14 protein-coding genes are annotated in these 18550 nt (G+C 39.9%); 13 read left to right on the top strand and 1 reads right to left on the bottom strand.

Features of this window, described 5'->3' with window-relative positions:
• The first annotated feature begins 137 nt into the window (after window positions 1–137).
• Entirely contained in the window at window positions 138–2240 is a 2103-nt protein-coding gene (locus tag ACHFIZ_RS13520) for an InlB B-repeat-containing protein (RefSeq protein ID WP_410886718.1), read from the top strand.
• A 14-nt stretch (window positions 2241–2254) separates the two neighbouring features.
• The gene (locus ACHFIZ_RS13515; RefSeq protein WP_410886716.1) at window positions 2255–4207 is read left to right on the top strand and encodes an OmpA family protein; all 1953 of its coding nucleotides are present in this window, start codon (window positions 2255–2257) and stop codon (window positions 4205–4207) included.
• 146 nt (window positions 4208–4353) lie between these two features.
• On the opposite strand, the gene ACHFIZ_RS13510 is transcribed toward ACHFIZ_RS13515, so the two are convergent.
• Window positions 4354–5331 (bottom strand): family 43 glycosylhydrolase, encoded by a 978-nt coding sequence (locus tag ACHFIZ_RS13510; RefSeq protein ID WP_410886714.1) that lies wholly within the window; start codon window positions 5329–5331, stop codon window positions 4354–4356.
• Between the two features lie 473 nt (window positions 5332–5804).
• On the opposite strand from ACHFIZ_RS13510, the gene ACHFIZ_RS13505 reads away from it, so the two are divergent.
• From ACHFIZ_RS13505 to ACHFIZ_RS13455, 11 genes are all read left to right on the top strand, one after another.
• Complete coding sequence (locus tag ACHFIZ_RS13505; RefSeq protein ID WP_410886712.1) at window positions 5805–8129, top strand: PSD1 and planctomycete cytochrome C domain-containing protein; 2325 nt, start codon at window positions 5805–5807, stop codon at window positions 8127–8129.
• A 2-nt stretch (window positions 8130–8131) separates the two neighbouring features.
• On the top strand, window positions 8132–9580 hold the full coding sequence (locus ACHFIZ_RS13500) for a DUF1501 domain-containing protein (protein WP_410886710.1): 1449 nt from the start codon (window positions 8132–8134) through the stop codon (window positions 9578–9580).
• Window position 9581: 1 nt separating this feature from the next.
• Window positions 9582–10607 carry a hypothetical protein gene (locus ACHFIZ_RS13495; RefSeq protein ID WP_410886708.1) on the top strand — a complete coding sequence of 342 codons (1026 nt, stop codon included), beginning with the start codon at window positions 9582–9584 and terminating at the stop codon, window positions 10605–10607.
• A gap of 6 nt (window positions 10608–10613) precedes the next feature.
• The gene (locus ACHFIZ_RS13490) at window positions 10614–12785 is read left to right on the top strand and encodes a c-type cytochrome domain-containing protein (RefSeq protein ID WP_410886706.1); all 2172 of its coding nucleotides are present in this window, start codon (window positions 10614–10616) and stop codon (window positions 12783–12785) included.
• A gap of 227 nt (window positions 12786–13012) precedes the next feature.
• Entirely contained in the window at window positions 13013–13159 is a 147-nt protein-coding gene (locus tag ACHFIZ_RS13485) for a hypothetical protein (protein ID WP_410886704.1), read from the top strand.
• A 200-nt stretch (window positions 13160–13359) separates the two neighbouring features.
• Complete coding sequence (locus ACHFIZ_RS13480) at window positions 13360–13695, top strand: arsenosugar biosynthesis-associated peroxidase-like protein (protein ID WP_410886702.1); 336 nt, start codon at window positions 13360–13362, stop codon at window positions 13693–13695.
• Window positions 13696–13698: 3 nt separating this feature from the next.
• Window positions 13699–14745 carry an arsenosugar biosynthesis radical SAM (seleno)protein ArsS gene (gene arsS / locus ACHFIZ_RS13475; protein WP_410886700.1) on the top strand — a complete coding sequence of 349 codons (1047 nt, stop codon included), beginning with the start codon at window positions 13699–13701 and terminating at the stop codon, window positions 14743–14745.
• 68 nt (window positions 14746–14813) lie between these two features.
• Window positions 14814–15404, top strand: a complete 591-nt coding sequence (locus ACHFIZ_RS13470; protein WP_410886698.1) for a TIGR04282 family arsenosugar biosynthesis glycosyltransferase — start codon at window positions 14814–14816, stop codon at window positions 15402–15404.
• Window positions 15405–15419: 15 nt separating this feature from the next.
• Window positions 15420–16115 carry a TIGR04283 family arsenosugar biosynthesis glycosyltransferase gene (locus ACHFIZ_RS13465; RefSeq protein ID WP_410886696.1) on the top strand — a complete coding sequence of 232 codons (696 nt, stop codon included), beginning with the start codon at window positions 15420–15422 and terminating at the stop codon, window positions 16113–16115.
• 31 nt (window positions 16116–16146) lie between these two features.
• Window positions 16147–17583, top strand: a complete 1437-nt coding sequence (locus ACHFIZ_RS13460; RefSeq protein ID WP_410886694.1) for a dihydrolipoyl dehydrogenase family protein — start codon at window positions 16147–16149, stop codon at window positions 17581–17583.
• Between the two features lie 93 nt (window positions 17584–17676).
• Window positions 17677–18465 carry a sterol desaturase family protein gene (locus ACHFIZ_RS13455; RefSeq protein ID WP_410886692.1) on the top strand — a complete coding sequence of 263 codons (789 nt, stop codon included), beginning with the start codon at window positions 17677–17679 and terminating at the stop codon, window positions 18463–18465.
• Window positions 18466–18550: the final 85 nt, after the last annotated feature.

Raw genomic sequence — 18550 nt, 5'->3', positions numbered from 1 at the left:
AATCTAAAAAGCCGAACGTGGCATCTTGCTTGCAATCGACTGTACAACTGAAGGTTTTATTCACCATATTCCAATCTTAGAGCGACAGACTGTCATTTATTTAGATCTTCATTCACATTTTTTAAAAATTACCTATAATGAAAAAAACATTTACCTCTAATGGGGTTAACAATTCTGTGCGCCAACCTCAGCGCTATCTTAAACTGCTTACAATCATCATTTCTTCAATGGTGGTTCTTACTTCATTCGTGATCGGATGTAAGAAAGACGATTTTAAAGGTGAAGTATTTGGCGATTGTCCGGTGGTCGTCTCTACAGATCCCATGGATAAAGCTGTAGATGTAGTAGTCAATAAGCTGATTTCCATAACGTTTAACACGGATATGGACGCGACTACGATAAACAGTACTACGCTAATCATAAAGCAGGGAGCAAATCTAATTTCTGGTAAAGTAGAGAGTACTGACAACCCAAAAACGTTTACATTTAAACCTGATATGGCTTTATCGCCGTTTGTCGTTTATAATGGAACTGTTACTACGGGTGCGAAAGATCTTTTCCATACTGCCATGGTAGCAGATTATTTATGGAGTTTTACTACGATTCCAAATGTCACGTTAAGTGTTCTCCCAGTTTTGGGTGGTACAACTACAGGTGCTGGATCGTTTGCTCAAGGATCTACAACCACAGTAACCGCAGCGCCTAACACAGGTTTTACCTTCACAAGTTGGACAGAAAACGGAACAGTAGTCTCTACGAGTTCTAGCTATCAATTTACAATGGCTGGTAACAGGGCATTAGTTGCCAACTTTACTGCGATACCTGCAGGGAGTGTTGCAGTTTTACTATCTTCAAATCCAACTGCGGGTGGTACCAATAGTGGGTCAGGTGCTTACGCAATCGGTTCAACAGTTACCATTGCGTCAGTAGCTAATGCAGGTTTTACGTTTGTAAGTTGGACAGAAAATGGTACAATCGTTTCACCCAGTTCAAGTTATTCGTTTGTGATTGCGAGCAACAGAAATTTTGTTGCCAACTATAAGGCAGTTCCGTCATCGCAATTTGCTGTAGTCTTAACTTCAAATCCAACTGCAGGTGGAACTACAGATGGAGAGGGCTCTTATGCTTCAGGTACTTCGGTAACCATCACAGCTGCCCAGAACACAGGCTATACTTTTGCGAATTGGACTGATAAAATTAGCGGAGTAGTTGTCTCGACAAGTCCTAAATATTTATTTGCACTGACTACAAATAGAAGTTTCGTTGCGAATTTTGTGATCAATACCTACTTGTTAAATGTAACGGCGGTTAATGGCGTTGTGGTAAAAAATCCAAATCAACCGACTTATAATCATGGTACTCAAGTTTTGCTTACAGCAACCGCGAATCCTGGTTATGTATTTAGTTCTTGGTCTGGAAATGCTTCAGGATCTGCTAATCCACTTACTGTCATTATGAATGATGATAAGAATATAACAGCTAATTTTACGCTGATTCCGCCACCATCTATACTAGGTAGTGCAGCTTTATTTGGAGCCTTCGGAGGTAACAAAGGTATAACCAATGATGGATTATTTACGGTTATCAATAATGGCAGCATTGGTACGACGGCGGCTTCATCCTTAATCACCGGATTTCATGATGGAACAACAAATGATGTCTATACGGAAACCCCTCTTAATAAAGGTAATGTAACCGGAAGAATCTATACTGCTCCACCAGCTCCTGGAGATGCAACTTCATTTGCTATTGCTCAGCAGGCATTACTCGACGCTAGGAAAGCCTATGATGCAATTTCACCCGCTTCGAAACCAGGAGGAATTGATCCAGGTGCAGGAGAGCTAGGTGGGTTAACGTTGGCACCTGGTGTTTACAAATCTGCCAGTGGTACGTTTAAAATTACCAATGGTACGCTTACACTTGATGCTAAAGGTGATCCGAACGCAGAGTGGGTCTTCCAAACAGCCGCGAGTCTTACCGTAGGTATTGCTGGTCCGGCAGGTGCTAGAAGTGTAGTCATTATCAATGGTGGTTTTGCCAAGAATGTGTACTGGTATGTAGGAAGCGCAGCTACGATAAACGGAGCTGGAGGTGGAGTAATGACTGGTACAATCATTTCTACTGCTGGCGTAACTTTCTCTACTGTTGGAAATGTTGTTCAAACAGTTCTAAACGGAAGAGCACTTTCATTAGTGGCATCGGTAACTATGGTTAACACAACTATTAATGTGCCTCAATAAGCTAATCATCTAAATTGAATTATTTTAAAAAGAAAAATTTAACCATGAATAATATCATAAAAACACTTATCAGCTTCGGCTTGATGATGCTGCTCATACAAGTTAATACCAAGGCACAAACAGTGCAACCAAAGTGGTGGTTCGGTGTATCGGGTGCAGCGAATGCAAATTTCTACGATGGTACTACACAGCGATTAAACGATAATTTGATTGTACCAACGGCTTTTCACAAAGGGAAAGGAATACGTCCATTTGGTTCAGTTTTAATGGAGTATCGTCCTAACCAAACCTGGGGAGGGGCTTTAAACATCGGCTATGATGGGCGTGGAGGAAAATTTGATGACAAAGTAGCTCCATGTAATTGTCCTACTACTTTGAACACAAATTTAAGTTACCTAACGGTAGAGCCAACCTTGCGCTTAAACCCATGGCAAAGTGGCTTTTATATCTTTGCCGGGCCAAGATTCGGTGTGAATTTAAAAAAGAATTTTTCGCATACCCAATTAAAACAGCCAAATACAGATGCCGAGTTTAGTGAGGTACGTAAATATCTATTCTCTGGCCAGGTTGGAGTGGGATATGATATTCCAATGTCATCTGAAAGCAGCACCACAAAGTTTGTAATTTCGCCCTTTGTTTCTTTCCATCCATATTTTGGACAAGACGTAAGAAACATTGAAAGTTGGTCTAATACTACAATAAGGGCAGGTATTGCTCTTAAATTTGGAAGTGGTAAAAAAGTAGTAGAGGTTGTAGCTCCTCCAGTAGTCCCCGTGGATGTAAGTTTCAGTGTTCAAGCCCCGGGTCCACTTTTATCAAAGCGTGTGGTTAGTGAAACATTACCGTTGCTAAATTATGTTTTCTTTGATCAAGGTTCAAGCCAAATTCCTAACCGCTATACCAGTTTATCAACTTCGCAGGCTGATGGATTTAAAGAAGTACAATTACAAGAGGAAGAAACATCAAATAGTAACGGTCGTTCTGCCAGACAATTAAACGTTTATTATAATGTCCTTAATATATTGGGAGATCGTATGCGTGCAGACCAAAGCATTCAAATTACTTTAAGTGGTGCCTCACTAGCTGGACCAAATGAAGGAAAAGCGTTTGCAACTTCAATTAAAGATTATTTGGTAAATATTTTTGGAATAAGTGAAAATAGGATTGCAACCAATGGTCGTACCAAACCTATACATCCATCAGAGCAGCCAGGTGGCAAGAAAGAGCTCAACTTACTTAGACAAGGTGATCGTAGGGTCGATATCCAAAGCTCATCTAATACCCTTATGATGGAAGTTGGGGGCGGCATGATGATGCCAGTAAAAATCAATGCTACTCAATCAGATTCAATGGCAGATCAAGTAGTATTCAAAGTAGATAAGGCAAGTGAAATATTAACATCATACACTATTGATTTAACTGATCAAAGCGGTATGACTAAACAGTACGGGCCATTTACTAGAGGTCAAGAGCGTATTTCTGGTAAAACCATTTTAGGAAGCGATAAAGTTGGCGACTATAAAGTGGTGATGGTTGGAACAGCAAAAGATGGTTCAACAATTAGAAAGGAAAGTACGCTTCATTTAGCAATTCAAGATGAGAAAGTTGAAAATGGTTTACGTTACAGTGTGTTGTTTAATTTTAACGAATCCAATTCTATAGCAGCTTATGATCAATTTCTGAGAAATATTGTTAGCCCTTTAATTATGGATGGGTCAACAGTTATTATTCACGGTCATACTGATATTATTGGATCTGAAGCGTATAACTTTAAGTTATCTCAAAATAGGGCAGAACATGCGAAGCAAATTATTGCCGATGCGTTGGCAAGTAGTGGAAAAGGCAATGTCAAGTTTGAGGCTTATGGCTTCGGAGAAGCATTGGATAAAGCTCCTTTTGATAACAATAGACCAGAAGAACGTTTCTATAATAGAACTGTAATTATAGATATTAATCCCGGAAAGTAATATCTATTTCCATTTGTAAAAAAAGGGTGTCGACTTGCGTTGGCGCCCTTTTTTGCATTGCATCGTGTTCCCAAAAGATGCATCAGCAGCCAGATTGCTTTAGGCAGATTGAACAATTGTTGTTAAGAAAAAAGAACACATCTACTCTATTTTGGCCAATCCCAGGTGCTCAAGTCATCGCTCCAGGCTATGCCGATAGATGCGTTTTTATCAAAATCTCCTTCCTCTTCCGTTTTAGGGCCTGAAGCGTGGAAAAACATTACATATTTTCCAAAGCGCTTATTCTTCTTAAGGTTAATTACCGTTCCTGCGGTAATTCTGCCTTTGGCCCAAGACCAGTTGTTTTGTCCGAGGGTAATCAACGGCCCCCAGTCTTGCCAAGTTTTTAAATCTTTGGACTTCTTGATCCCAATGCCGTTTTTAAGAGAATGAATCAAAACATATTCCTTATTCTCGTAAAGTACACAAGCATTTTCTCCGGATTCTGTGTAGCCAAAGAAGTTCCATTTCCGTAAATCATAACTGTAGGACATGCTTACGCCATTTTGCTTATAAAAGCACCACCATTTGCCAGGTTCGCTTTCATCTTCCAATAAATATGGATCAATCATTCTTCCCATGTCATTAAAGGAAACTATGGGACCTTTAACTTTCATGATTTCTGGAGTACTCCAATGTTCTAAATCTTTGCTGCGGATTAAATATATGCGGGCATCTCCAGTTCCAAACCGAGGCATTTCACCTACCTTATAATTGGGGCGAGGGTAGGTTTGTAAACATAAAACCCATTCATTATTAAACCTTACGACGTTCCCTGGACTTGAAAAATCCAAAGTCATATCTCGTGGCGTAATGATTTTAAGAGCTGACCAGTTTTTCAAGTCTTTGGATTTACGCATGGCGGTGTAAGAGTATACATGACCTTCTTCGGTACGTATCAAGGTGAAAAACAGATACATCGTATTGTTGTGGTATAAAACTGCCGGGTCACGGAAAGCTGTTTTCTCATCACCCTTAAAAATAATAGGAGATTTGAGGTTTTTTAAGATTGTTCTTTGAGGATAACAAAGTGTACAGCCCAATAATAACAGTATAAAAAACAGATACTTTAAAGGTTTATTCATGTGAAAACTTAATAGGTAATGCAATTTGAAGATTTATTGGCTAATATCCAATTCGAATTGGATTGGTCGCATTGTCAACATGCCGTCTGTATCACTAATATAGCTTCGATGTTGATTTTATTATTCATCTTAATTTGCAATAGCCTACAAAGTCTGTTTATCGTTCCGCATTTTTCCATACTTTTAAGTGAAAATACTTCTAAAATATAATGGCAGAAGAAGGATACGAGGAGATGCATTTTCAATTTTAAAGTGACGTCACCGAAGAAGAAAAGGTCGAGACTATGTTGGCTATAGAAAGATATTTGCCCTTATTTTGGTAACCAGACACTTTTATATCGTGACTGGCGGTATGTTTTTGATCCTCGAATCTGGGATCTATCTCGAAAATAGGTTTGCGATTTACAAGTTTTTTCCCTAGATTCGTAGAAGACAGGGTAACTTGTCTACACAAGACACCAAATGATTATTGTATGAACCGGAGGCTTATTTACTTAATGCTGTCGTTGCTAGTTGTTGTATACATTATACAATCATGTAATAATTCGCCTACTCCTCAAAATGCAGAAGAAGAATTGCCTGATAGCATCAGCTATAATTACCATGTAAGGCCAATCCTTTCCGATAAATGTTTTACCTGCCACGGACCGGATGCCAATAAAAGGGAAGCGGGATTAAGATTAGATCTTCCTGAGGAAGCCTTTAAAGCATTAAAGGATAATCCATCCGCCCATGCGCTAGTCCCTTTCAAACCTTCGACATCTGAGGTTTTTCTTAGGATCTCATCGAAAGATTCTGCTGTAATGATGCCTCCAAAATCTTCAAACCTAAAATTAACCACTTACGAGATCGCTTTGCTTGAAAAATGGATTAAACAAGGTGCCAAATATGAAAAGCACTGGGCTTTTGTACCTCCTGTTTCACCGCCAATACCAAAGGTTATAAAGGCTGACTGGGCAAAAAACGAGATCGATTATTTCGTTCTTAAAATGCTGGAGCAGAAACATCTGGAGCCTAATAAAGAGGCAGATAAAGAAAGATTATTGAAACGATTAAGCTTTGATCTAACGGGGCTGCCGCCAAGTATCCCGATGATGGATCAATTCCTGGCAGATAACAGCAGCAAAGCATATGATAAAATAATTGACCAATTACTGCAAAGTCCTGCGTACGGTGAAAAAATGACCCTTCATTGGTTAGATATTGCTCGCTTTGCTGATTCTCATGGTTACCAGGACGATAATTACCGTTCTCAATGGCCTTGGCGCGACTGGGTAATTCATGCCTTCAATGAGAATATGCCCTATGATCAGTTTATAAGCTGGCAACTTGCCGGTGATCTTATGCCAAATTCCACTAAAGAACAATTACTGGCAACTGGTTTCAATCGGAACCATAAGATTACAGAAGAGGGTGGTGTTGTCGATGAAGAATATAGGGTTGAATATGTAACCGATCGTACCAATACATTTGGAAAGGCCATTATTGGCGTAACATTAGAGTGCGCTCATTGTCACGATCATAAATACGACCCTTTCTCTCAAAAAGAATATTACCAGGTGTTTGCATTTTTTAACAACGTAAAAGAAGTAGGAATTGAAGGCGTTGTTGGAGGCCCGGAAACCTATGCCAAGAAACCACTGATGGTGATCAGTAATGATGACGTGAAAAACATCCTAAGCTTTGTAAATAAGCAGGACACTAGCAGATTAATTGTTTCAGTTATGGGTGATCAGGATACCCTGAGAAAAACCTATGTACTTAATAGGGGTGGTTACGATGCCCATGGTGAAGAAGTCACAGCAGGTACTCCTAAAGCACTGTTAAGTTTTAGTGACAAATATCCTAAGAACAGACTTGGGCTAAGCCAGTGGCTTTTTGATAAACAAAATCCGCTTACTGCAAGGGTTTTTGTTAACCAGATCTGGCAGGAGATATTTGGTAGAGGAATAGTAAAAACCTCTGGTGATTTTGGAATGCAGGGCGAACTGCCAAGCCATCCTGATTTGCTGGATTGGCTTGCGGTTGATTTTATGAAACACAATTGGGATATAAAACGCCTAATGAAACAAATTGTTAGTTCTGCCACCTATCGTCAGTCAGCCGTTGTTACCCCAGAAATGCTCAAGGCTGATCCAGATAACGTATTTATGGCTAGATCTTCCCGATATCGTGTGCCTGCAGAGATCGTTAAAGATGTGGTGCTGGCCAGCAGTGGTTTACTCGATAGAACCATAGGTGGGCCCAGTGTTAAGGCATATCAACCGGCGGGTTTATGGGAAGGTGCAACATCTGGCCGTGGTCAGCTTGCTACTTACATTCAGGATCATGGCACAAGTCTCTACCGCAGGGGAATGTACAATTTTATCAAACGCACAGTACCGCCACCTAATATGGGAATATTTGATGCAAGCAACAGAGATCAGTGTGAGGTTAGAAGAAACAAGACCAACACGCCGCTTCAGGCATTGGTGATGCTTAATGATCCTACAGTTTTGGAGGCTTCTCGTGTACTTGCAGGAAATTTATTAGAAGAAAAGGGAACAACTGATGCCATGCTTTCTAAAGCTTTTCGACTGATTGTTTGTCGCACGCCAAGCGATAAGGAAAAGCAAGTACTTAATGCCTATTATGCAGATCAGCTAAAAGTATATTCAAAAAATCAGCAGGATGCCGCTAAGGTGATTGCCGTTGGCGAATATCCTATGAATGAAATGGTGAACAAAATAAATTTGGCTGCTATGATGGAGGTCGTTACGGCTATATATAACCTGGAAGAAACCATTACAAGATCTTAACTATGGAGAAGGATTTTTTAGAACACGGGTTAAACTTTAATAGGAGGCGCTTTTTATCAAAGTTAAGTCTTGGCCTTGGTAGCGTAGCGCTCGGCTCATTGCTGATTCCTGATTTGTTTACAGCGGCAATGGATGAGGCCGGCTTGCCGCCTGGAATTCCTGATTTTGCACCCAAAGCCAAGCGCGTTATTTACCTTTTCCAAAACGGCGCACCCTCACAACTGGAGAGCTTTGATTATAAGCCAAAGCTAAGAGAAATGATGGGACAGGAGCTACCGGCATCTGTAAGAGCCGGTCAGCGATTAACTGGCATGACAGCCAATCAGGCATCGTTTCCATTGGTCGGGTCATTTTACGATTTTAAACAATATGGACAGTCAAGAGCATTTATAAGTGACCTCTTTCCGCATACCGCAAAAGTAGTAGATGACATTTGCATCATCCGTTCTATGCACACTGAGGCAATTAATCATGATCCCGCATTAACATTCTTTCAAACAGGAGCACAACAGGGCAACAGGCCAAGTATGGGCGCATGGTTAAGCTACGGTCTTGGTAGCGAGAATAAAAATTTACCGGCCTTTACGGTGTTGTTATCTCGCGGTAAAGGTAACGGTCAGGGTGTTTATTCCAAACTATGGACCAACGGATTTCTAGATTCCACGCATCAGGGTGTACAGTTCAGTGCTGGTGAGGATCCCGTATTGTATCTTAAAGATCCCGACGGGCTAAACCGTTTTGAACGCAGGAAGATGCTAGATAAGCTGGCAGAAATGAACTCGATATCGTACAAGGAGTTTGGTGATCCTGAAATAAACGCCAAAGTACAGCAGTATGAAATGGCTTACAGAATGCAGACAGCTGTTCCGGAAATTACAGACGTTTCCAAAGAACCGGATGATATTATAAAAATGTACGGGTCAGACTGCCTTGTGCCTGGAACTTTTTCCGCAAACTGTCTTCTAGCCCGTAAACTCAGTGAAAACGGTGTCCGTTTTGTTCAACTCTATCACCAGGGCTGGGATCAGCACGGTAATTTACCTAATGAAATGGCCGGACAAGCTAAAGATGTTGATCAGGCCTCGGCTGCATTGATAACCGACTTAAAGCAGAGGGGGTTATTAGACGAAACTTTAGTTATCTGGGGAGGAGAGTTTGGAAGAACCAATTATAGTCAGGGAGCCATGACTAAAGAAAATTATGGACGTGATCATCATCCCCGTTGTTTCAGTATTTGGATGGCCGGGGGGGGGATTAAACCCGGAGTATATGGTGAAACCGATGAATTCGGTTACAATATAATCAAAGATCCTGTACATGTACACGATTTTCAGGCTACTGTATTACACCAGTTGGGGTTAAACCACGAAAAACTGATTTTTAAACATTTAGGACGCCGATATAGATTAACTGATGTATCTGGAAAAGTAATAAAGGACATTATTGCATAATATGGAAAGAAGAACTTTTATCAAAAGCGCTACTGTTGTTTCGGCAAGCTTTTTTATTGCTAAAGACATGCTGGCAAAGCCGAAAGGACCAGTCTACGGGCACAATAAAATGCAATACAGTATGGATACTAAATGGGGCCAGTTGAATCCCTCTGTTAATCCTGTAAATGATTGTCATGAAATGGTTCAGGATGGCAAAGGGCGCATTATTTTACTTACCAATGAAACCAAAAATAATGTCTTAATTTATAATAAATCAGGTAAGCTACTCGAATCCTGGGGGCATGATTTTCCGGGTGGACATGGACTCACGCTATCCAAAGAAAATGGCAAAGAATACCTTTTTATAACAGATACCAATCGCCATCAGGTTTATAAAACTACACTGGATGGAAAGGTGATCATGACCATCGATTGTCCGATGGAAACTGGTCTTTATAAAAAAATAGAGGAGTTTGTGCCTACAGAAACTGCAGTTGCAGAAGATGGTAGCTTCTTTATTGCTGATGGGTATGGGCAACAACACATATTTCATTATAGCGCAGATGGTAAACTGATCAGTCATTTCGGCGGGCGGGGTGAAGAAACCAAAAACCTTGATAACGCTCATGGTGTGTGTATTGATAAACGTAAAGAAAAGCCAACTTTACTGGTAACAGACCGTACCCGCAATTGCTTCAAAAGGTTTGATATGCAGGGTAACCTTTTGGAGGTGATTGGATTGCCCGGTGCCTGCGTTTGCAGGCCTGTAATCCATAAAGATCATCTATATGCAGCCGTATTGCGCTCGCCAGACCTAAATAAGGAAAATACCGGCTTTGTAACTATACTCGACAAAAACAACAAAGTCGTGTCTAACCTCGGAGGTACTGCGCCCGTATATAAAGATGATATTTTGCAACCTATGGCGCAGGCCGATAAAATCTTCGCTAACCCACATGACGTTTGCATAGATGATGACGAAAACATATATGTGGCGCAGTGGGCGTCAGGCAAAGTCTATCCTTATAAATTTACCCGCGTATAGCATTCTATGAGATTGACCCTTAAAGGTTTTGCAGAAAATCTACTAGTGGCTGCTGATGTGTTTATCGTTTTCCTGCTAATAGCTGGAAGCAGCGTTATTGTTCCGGTGTGGCTAATGCCAGTCGGCAGGATGCATCCTATGTTACTCCATTTTCCAATCGTACTTCTTATGCTGGCCATGGTACTGGAGTATTTTAGATTCAAGTCCGTTTATACCCAAGAACCCCTCTATCAAAGCTTCGCATCGGGCCTTATGCTTACTTCCGTAGTGTTTTCTGCTATAACGGTAATCATGGGATTATTCTTGTCAAAAGAACCGGCATACGGAGGCTCTTTGCTTAACTGGCACAAATGGACTGGAGTTAGCGTGGTATTTCTCGGCTCATTGATCTATTGGTGTCGGAATGCTTTGTGGTATAAGGCTTCGGCAGCAAAAACCGGGGCGGTGTTGTTAACATTGGTGTTGATTATAACGGGCCATTACGGAGGCACACTAACACATGGAGATAATTTTGTACTTGAACCGATAAGTAAACCAAAAGCGATCCCTAAAGTCCCTATCGAACAAGCAAGGGTGTTTGAGGATGTAATTCTGCCTATCTTTTCACAAAAATGTCTTAGCTGTCACAACCTTGAAAAAGCTAAAGGCGGATTGGTGCTATCAGATGCACAATCTGTTGTAAAGGGAGGTAAAACCGGGCCACTATATGTGCCTGGTAATGCCCAGATGAGCCTGTTATTACAGCGCATTCATCTGCCAATGGATGAAAAGAAACACATGCCTCCTAAAAATGAGGCGCAGCTGACTAACGATGAAATGGCCATCCTTAAATTTTGGGTACAACAAAATGCAGAGTTGAAGAAGAAGGTGCTGGAACTTGCAGATACTGATTCTTTAAGGATTCTGGCAGCAATATATCTTACGCCTGTTGAAACGATTATAGATGAGGAAGAAGATTATGATTTCAGTGCTGCAAATGAAGAGGATGTTAAGAAGTTAAATAACAATTATCGTTCGGTATCGCCTTTGGCCAAAAACTCTCCTGCTTTATCGGTCACTATTTTTAATAAGGGAAGCTTTAAGTTAAGTGTGCTTAAAGAGCTGGAGCCTATTCGTAAGCAAATCATTTCTTTGAATTTGAGTGGTATGCCTGTGTCTGATGAATACTTAAAGCAAATCAGTGAGTTTATAAACTTGAGAAAGCTCAATCTTAACTTCACGAAGGTAAAGGGCGGCGGACTAAAATACCTTAAGAAGCTAGCATCTCTGCGTGCTTTGTCGCTTTCAGGTACCGATGTAACCTTCAAATTTGTTAATGAGTATACAGCTAAGAGCACTATCAAACGTCTAATTTTATGGGAAACAAAGCTAAGTCCGGCAGAAATTAAACAATTGCAAAAGCAATATAAGAAGATCCTCATAGTTGGTGGTTTTGATGGCACAGGTCAATTTTCTTCTAAATTAAATCCACCAAAGCTTAATGTAGAATCCAGTCTATTTAAACAAGCTTTTAATTTGGAGTTGAAGCATGTTATTAAAGGGGTGGAGATTAGGTATACTTTAGATGGTTCCGATCCTGATAGTTTAAAAGCAATGCTTTATAAAAATCCTATCCCGGTGAGCACCAATATTGTACTCAAAATGCGGAGTTATAAGAAAGGCTGGATCAGTAGTGATATGATTGAGTTTCCGCTGTATAAAAGTAGCTATAAACCAGATAGCATCAGCAATGTGCTGCTTCCGGAAGAGAACCTCAACGGAGGAAGAGCACCTGCATTAATAGACGGTCAATTTGGTACTGTAAACATTTTTCAGGGCCGCTGGGCAGGGTACATCAAAAATAATATGGAAACCCTAATGCTCTTTAAGCAACCCGTTTTGGTACAATCAGTAGGCCTAAATGCCATCCGCCATTTGGAGAATAGCGCCTTATTGCCGCAGGTTGTAGAAGTGTGGGGTGGGAAGGATTCAAAACACCTGAAACTGTTGGGAACCAATCATCCCACAGCAGCAAAGAAGGGAGATCAACCATTGTTAGTAACTATGGAGATACAGTTTAAGCCGCAGTTGTTGTCTTGCATTAAGCTGGTAGCAAAAACTATAAAGAAATTGCCTGAGTGGCATCCTGGTAAAGGAAAGCCTCCAGTGTTGTTTGTAGATGAGATACTAATCAATTGAGGCTTTTTACTATGCTACTTGAATATTTAGTCTAGTATCGTCCACGCTGCTATTGGTCTTACAATCATAAAATTTACGATTCACAACTCAAGGATCCGGAAAATTTCAATCTATTACCGGGTTTTGGGCATGAGCTACCCGAAATCTAACCTGTATTAGGCTAAATAATAGATAACAAACAAAATCTAAAATTGGAAACCCTTGTTCCACTAGATTGTTTATCTGGTATGTTCAAACTTCAAAAGTGGCAAACCGGCCTGGCTATTGGACTAGCCACTAAAGCTATCGCCGTTAACTTTTTATCCTGTGTGTCGATTCCAAATGGGGAGAGAGAGGTTAGTCCGTTTCAAAAAGATCGCTATTTTGGAAAATAGTATGAAATTGCGCGGATGGATTTGCCTGTGGATATTTTTTAGAAAAAAAAGTGTTCCTGCCGATGTTCAATAAGTTATACTGACGTTTGCAAGGCAACGTTATCGCACCAAGGGAGTATTTTTAGTTAATGCAGTCGAAAATTTAAAATGGTAAAAAAACGTACGAAAATGTTAATTATAAACTTAAAAGGATAAAACAAATGAGAAATCATTATTACAACGCTGACGATCTGCCCAAGTTTGGTAATATCGCCGAATACCAAAAGGAGATGGCTGACAAATTTTTCTCTTATTATGGAGATGTATTTAAAGACAGTTATTTAACCGCGAAGGAAAAGTCATTAATTGCGCTTGCTGTTGCTCATGCTGTCCAGTGTCCGTACTGTATAGATGCTTACAGCAGCGACGCTTATGAAAAGGGTTATAGTGAACAGCAGATGATGGAAGCTGTCCATGTTGCCGCTGCAATCAAAGGTGGCGCAGTTTTGGTGCATGGTGTACAGATGATGAATAAGGTAAAAGAGATCGGAATGTAAGATATGAAGTCACTGAAGGTCTTAAATCACCATTTAGCAGATTCCCATAATCAGCTGGCAATATTGGAGGATGAGGGAATGCATAAGCATGCTTCATTTAAAGATAAACTGGCAACTACGGGTAATTTCCCTTTGCAAGCTAATGGAGTAGAAATATTTCAAGTAAATGTGGGCAAAATGTGTAACCAGGTTTGTAAGCACTGTCATGTTGATGCAGGTCCAGATCGAAAAGAGATCATGACTAAAGAAACTATGCAATTGTGTTTAAATGTATTGGAGAATTCTACTATTGAAACAATTGACCTTACTGGTGGCGCGCCGGAGATGAACCCAAACTTCCGTTGGTTTGTTGCCGAGATCAAAAGATTAGATAAACACATCATTGTTCGGTGTAATCTGACGATTTTATTGGCAAATAAAAAATATCATAATCTTCCTGAATTTTTCAAGGAACACAACGTCCAGGTCGTATCATCGTTGCCAAGCTTTACTAAAAACCGTACTGACAGGCAACGCGGCGATGGAGTTTTTGAAGACTCTATTAAAGCATTACAAATGCTAAATGCAGTAGGATATGGCGTACCTGACAGTGGATTACAACTTAATTTGGTCTATAACCCTGCAGGTGCATTTTTACCTCCATCGCAGTACGCATTGGAAAAGGAATACAAAGAGGAACTCTTTAAAACGTTTGGTATTCGTTTCAATAACTTGTATGCAATAACAAATATGCCAATCAGCCGCTATCTTGATTATTTACTGTCGACCGGCAATTACGATAAATATATGGAAAAGCTCATCACAGCCTTCAATCCCGCTGCCGTTCAAAATGTGATGTGCCGAAATACCATTTCCGTAAGTTGGGATGGATTTCTTTACGATTGTGATTTTAACCAGATGCTCGAACTTCCCGTAAGTACAATCGAATCAAGACACCTTAAAGATTTCGATCTAGATTTACTGAATAATAGAAATATTATGCTTAAACAACATTGCTACGGATGCACTGCTGGGGCAGGCTCAAGTTGTGGTGGTGTAGTGGCTGACTAACTATTGGTTTAGAGAAACCTAAGCGGGTATTGGTGGTTGCTGATGTATTTAAAAATTAAATAGGTAAAATGAAACACTCACTACTAATTTTTGTTAAAAATGCAGTTAAAGGAAAGGTGAAAACAAGACTAGCAGCTACTTTAGGTGATCATGAGGCGTTAGCTATTTATCAGCGTTTATTAGTCTACACTGAAAAGTGTGCACATTCCCTTTTGGCTAAAACAATTGTCTTTTATTCAGATTACCTCGAAGTTAAGGATACATGGAATGATTCCATTTATAAAAAGCAAATTCAGACTGGAAACGATTTAGGTGAAAGAATGAAAAACGCATTTGAATATGCCTTTGAAAACGGAAGCGAGCGGGTTGTCATTATAGGATCTGACTGTTTTGAAATAACTTCCGAAATTATTGAAAGTGCATTTCTCCAACTCGAGCATTTCGATGTTGTTATCGGTCCGGCGTTAGATGGAGGATACTACTTATTGGCGCTAAAAGCTCCTTGCGAAAATCTTTTTCAAAATATTGAGTGGAGCACAGATATGGTGTTAAGCCAAACCATGCATGTATGCCAAAAATTGGGATTAAAAACAACAACGCTTCAAGAATTATCAGACATTGATAATGAGAGCGATTTAATAAGAATGGGCGATCAATAACTCAATAATAAGCGAATGATCAGCATAATTATACCAGTATTTAACGAAGACGATGTAATCGCAAAAAATATCCTAAATACGATAGCTGCATGTGGAGGTGAGTTTGTGGAAATTATTGTGGTTGATGGGGGAAGTACTGATGGAACTGTTGATGCTGCCCTACAGGTAGGGGCGATTGTTGTAACAAGCGAAAAGGGCAGAGCCAGGCAAATGAACTATGGAGCATCAGTTGCTAATGGGGAGATATTGTATTTTCTGCATGCAGATAGCATACCTCCTTCGCATTTTCACGTTTCTATCTTGAATTCCTTTAATAGAGGAAGGCTGAGCGGATGTTTCAGGTTGGCTTTCGATTGTAATCACTGGTTTTTAAAAGCAAATAGTTGGTTTACCCGCTTTGATGTGAACGCAGTTCGGTTTGGTGACCAAAGTCTTTTCGTTTCAAAGGATGTATTTAATAAATGTGGTAGATTTCGAGAGGATCTGATGATAATGGAAGATCAAGAGATCATACATCGGATAAAAAGATACGGAAGATTTGAAGTGATGAATGATTTTGTTGTAACATCTGCAAGAAAATATCTCGAAAATGGGGTCTATCGCATGCAGGGTATCTTTTTTCTTATCTGGGCACTTTATTATTTCGGGTATCCGCAGCAACATTTATTAAGAGTATACAAACAGCTGATTCGCAAACATAAATTGGGGTAAAACAAAATAGGTGGGCTTTAATCTATATAAAATGGTAAAATACGAATATGACATGATAGCGATCGGTGCTGGCTCAGGCGGGTTAAGTGTTGGGCTGTTTTTAAACCAAGCTGGCTTCAAAGTGCTAATGGTTTCCAAATCAGATCATGACATTGGTGGCGACTGCCTAAATGAGGGTTGTGTGCCAAGTAAGTCCCTGATACATGTTGCAAAACTTGTGAGGAATGCCCGGAAAGCTTCACAATTTGGTGTCCAGGTAAGTGGTAAAATAGATATTAAAAAAGTAATTAATTATATCCGCTCAAAGCAATCGCTTATTAGAAAGCATGAAAATGCCCAGTGGTTGCGAGATCAAGGAATAACAGTGGCTTTGGGAAATGCCTCTTTCACTGGAAAGCATGAGATTTCGGTCAGTGGAAAACTATATTCGGGTAGGAATATAGTTATTGCAACGGGTTCGAAACCTCGTAAACTTAGTGTTGAAGGCGTAGAAAAGGTAAGTTACTTTGATAATGAAAGTATCTTCCATCTCGACACATTACCCGAGAAAATATTATGTATAGGCGCCGGTCCTATCGGGCTGGAGATGGCGCAAGCCTTATCTAGCCTCGGAAGTAAAGTGACTGTGGTACATCATGGGGCGGCAATTCTGGAACAGGATGATCTTATCGTTACCGCCATTTTATTGGAACAGTTGGAGAAACAGGGTATAATATTTTTATTAGAGACACAAATTGAGCGTTTTACGTCGGCTAACGAAGCCCTGATCAAAACAAAAACAAATCAAACAGAACTTATCCAGTTCGATGCAGTTTTTGTAGCGATTGGTCGTGAACTGTCATTGGCTTCACTTAATTTGGAACAAGCAGGGATAGTGGTCGAAAATAATCGAATTAAAATCGATCGTTATTTAAAAACCACCAATAAGAATGTCATGGTTTGTGGAGATGTTGCTGGCGATCTCCAGTTTTCACATGCAGCAGAGTTTCATGCCCGACTAGTCCTAAATAATCTTTTTTCTCCCTTTAAGGAAGATCTAAATAATAAATACATGTCTTGGGTTACCTTCACCAATCCAGAACTAGCTACATTCGGTTTAAGAGAAAAACAACTAATAAAACAGGGTATCGACTATCGCAGATTGGAGAAAGATTTTGAGAAAGATGATAGGGCAGTAGTTGACGATTACAGGTATGGGAAATTAGTTTTATTTGTGAGCAAGAGGGGACTGTTTAAAAAACAAAAGTTGCTGGGAGGAACTATGATTGCACCAAATGCAGGGGAGCTCATACAAGAACTAGTCCTGGCCAATGCCTCAAACCTTTCAGTGAAAGTAATATTCAACAAAATCTATGCGTACCCTGTTGCAACGCGAATTAATCAAAGCCTAATTACCGACCTCATGACAGAGGGATTGACCCCAATAATAAAAGTCCTGTTGCGGAAAGCTTATCAAATTTTTAGCTAATGGAATGGTTGCAAACTTTCAATGAATGGTTTTATATGAAGTTTATTCAGGTTCAGCTAAGGCTAAAGCCAAAACAAAGCAAAAATAACTGATATGGGATTGATTAATAAGATATTTGATAAAAAAGCAGCTCCGTTGCTGATTGCCATTTATGTTTTACTATTTGTTGCTGAGCGGAGAAGGAAACTTAGGAAACCTACTGAGCCTTTGACCAAAAGAATAGTAATCAATTCAATTGTAGCTGTGCCAGCTTTCGGTTTGCTTCGTTTCGTTTTTCTTCCTGCGATGGTAAAACTGACATTAAAAAACAAAACTTACGGTGTAGGTTATCTATTGCCGTTACCGTCATTTCTTCGTCTGATCTGCACATTCCTAATTCTTGACTACGGAAATTATCTTTGGCATGTGCTTAACCATAGAGTACCGTTGCTATGGCGTTTTCATGTAGTACACCATACCGATCTTGACCTTGATACCAATACCGCACTTCGCTTTCATTTTGGAGAAATGATCGGTTCCGTCTTTTTTAGAGGATTGTTTGTTTTGCTCTCTGGTGCAACAGCAAAAGAGGTGTTGGCTTATGAATTAGTCTTTGAAGCTGCGACCCAATTCCATCATAGCAACATGAAACTTCCTGCGGTCACGGAAACTTACCTTAATAAACTTATCGTTACGCCAAGAATGCATGGTATACACCATTCGATTAATAAGGATGAAACGGATAGTAATTACTCCGTAATCTTTTCCTTTTGGGACAGGATGCATCAGACATTTAAAATTAACCCTTATCAAAACCACATCATTATTGGTGTACCTGAATACCGTGATGCTAAACAAATGACTGCTAGGTATTTATTGACGATGCCATTCAAAAAGTTATAGTCAGTAAAAATTAGATTATTACACCGTATCAACATGGTCTGTAAACTTCGAATAGAACCAAAACACGACATAGAGGAGACCTACA

Origin of the sequence: Pedobacter sp. JCM 36344 (assembly GCF_046546555.1) — a bacterium.
Classification (GTDB): domain Bacteria; phylum Bacteroidota; class Bacteroidia; order Sphingobacteriales; family Sphingobacteriaceae; genus Pedobacter.
This window is presented reverse-complemented; position numbering and strand designations above follow the sequence as displayed.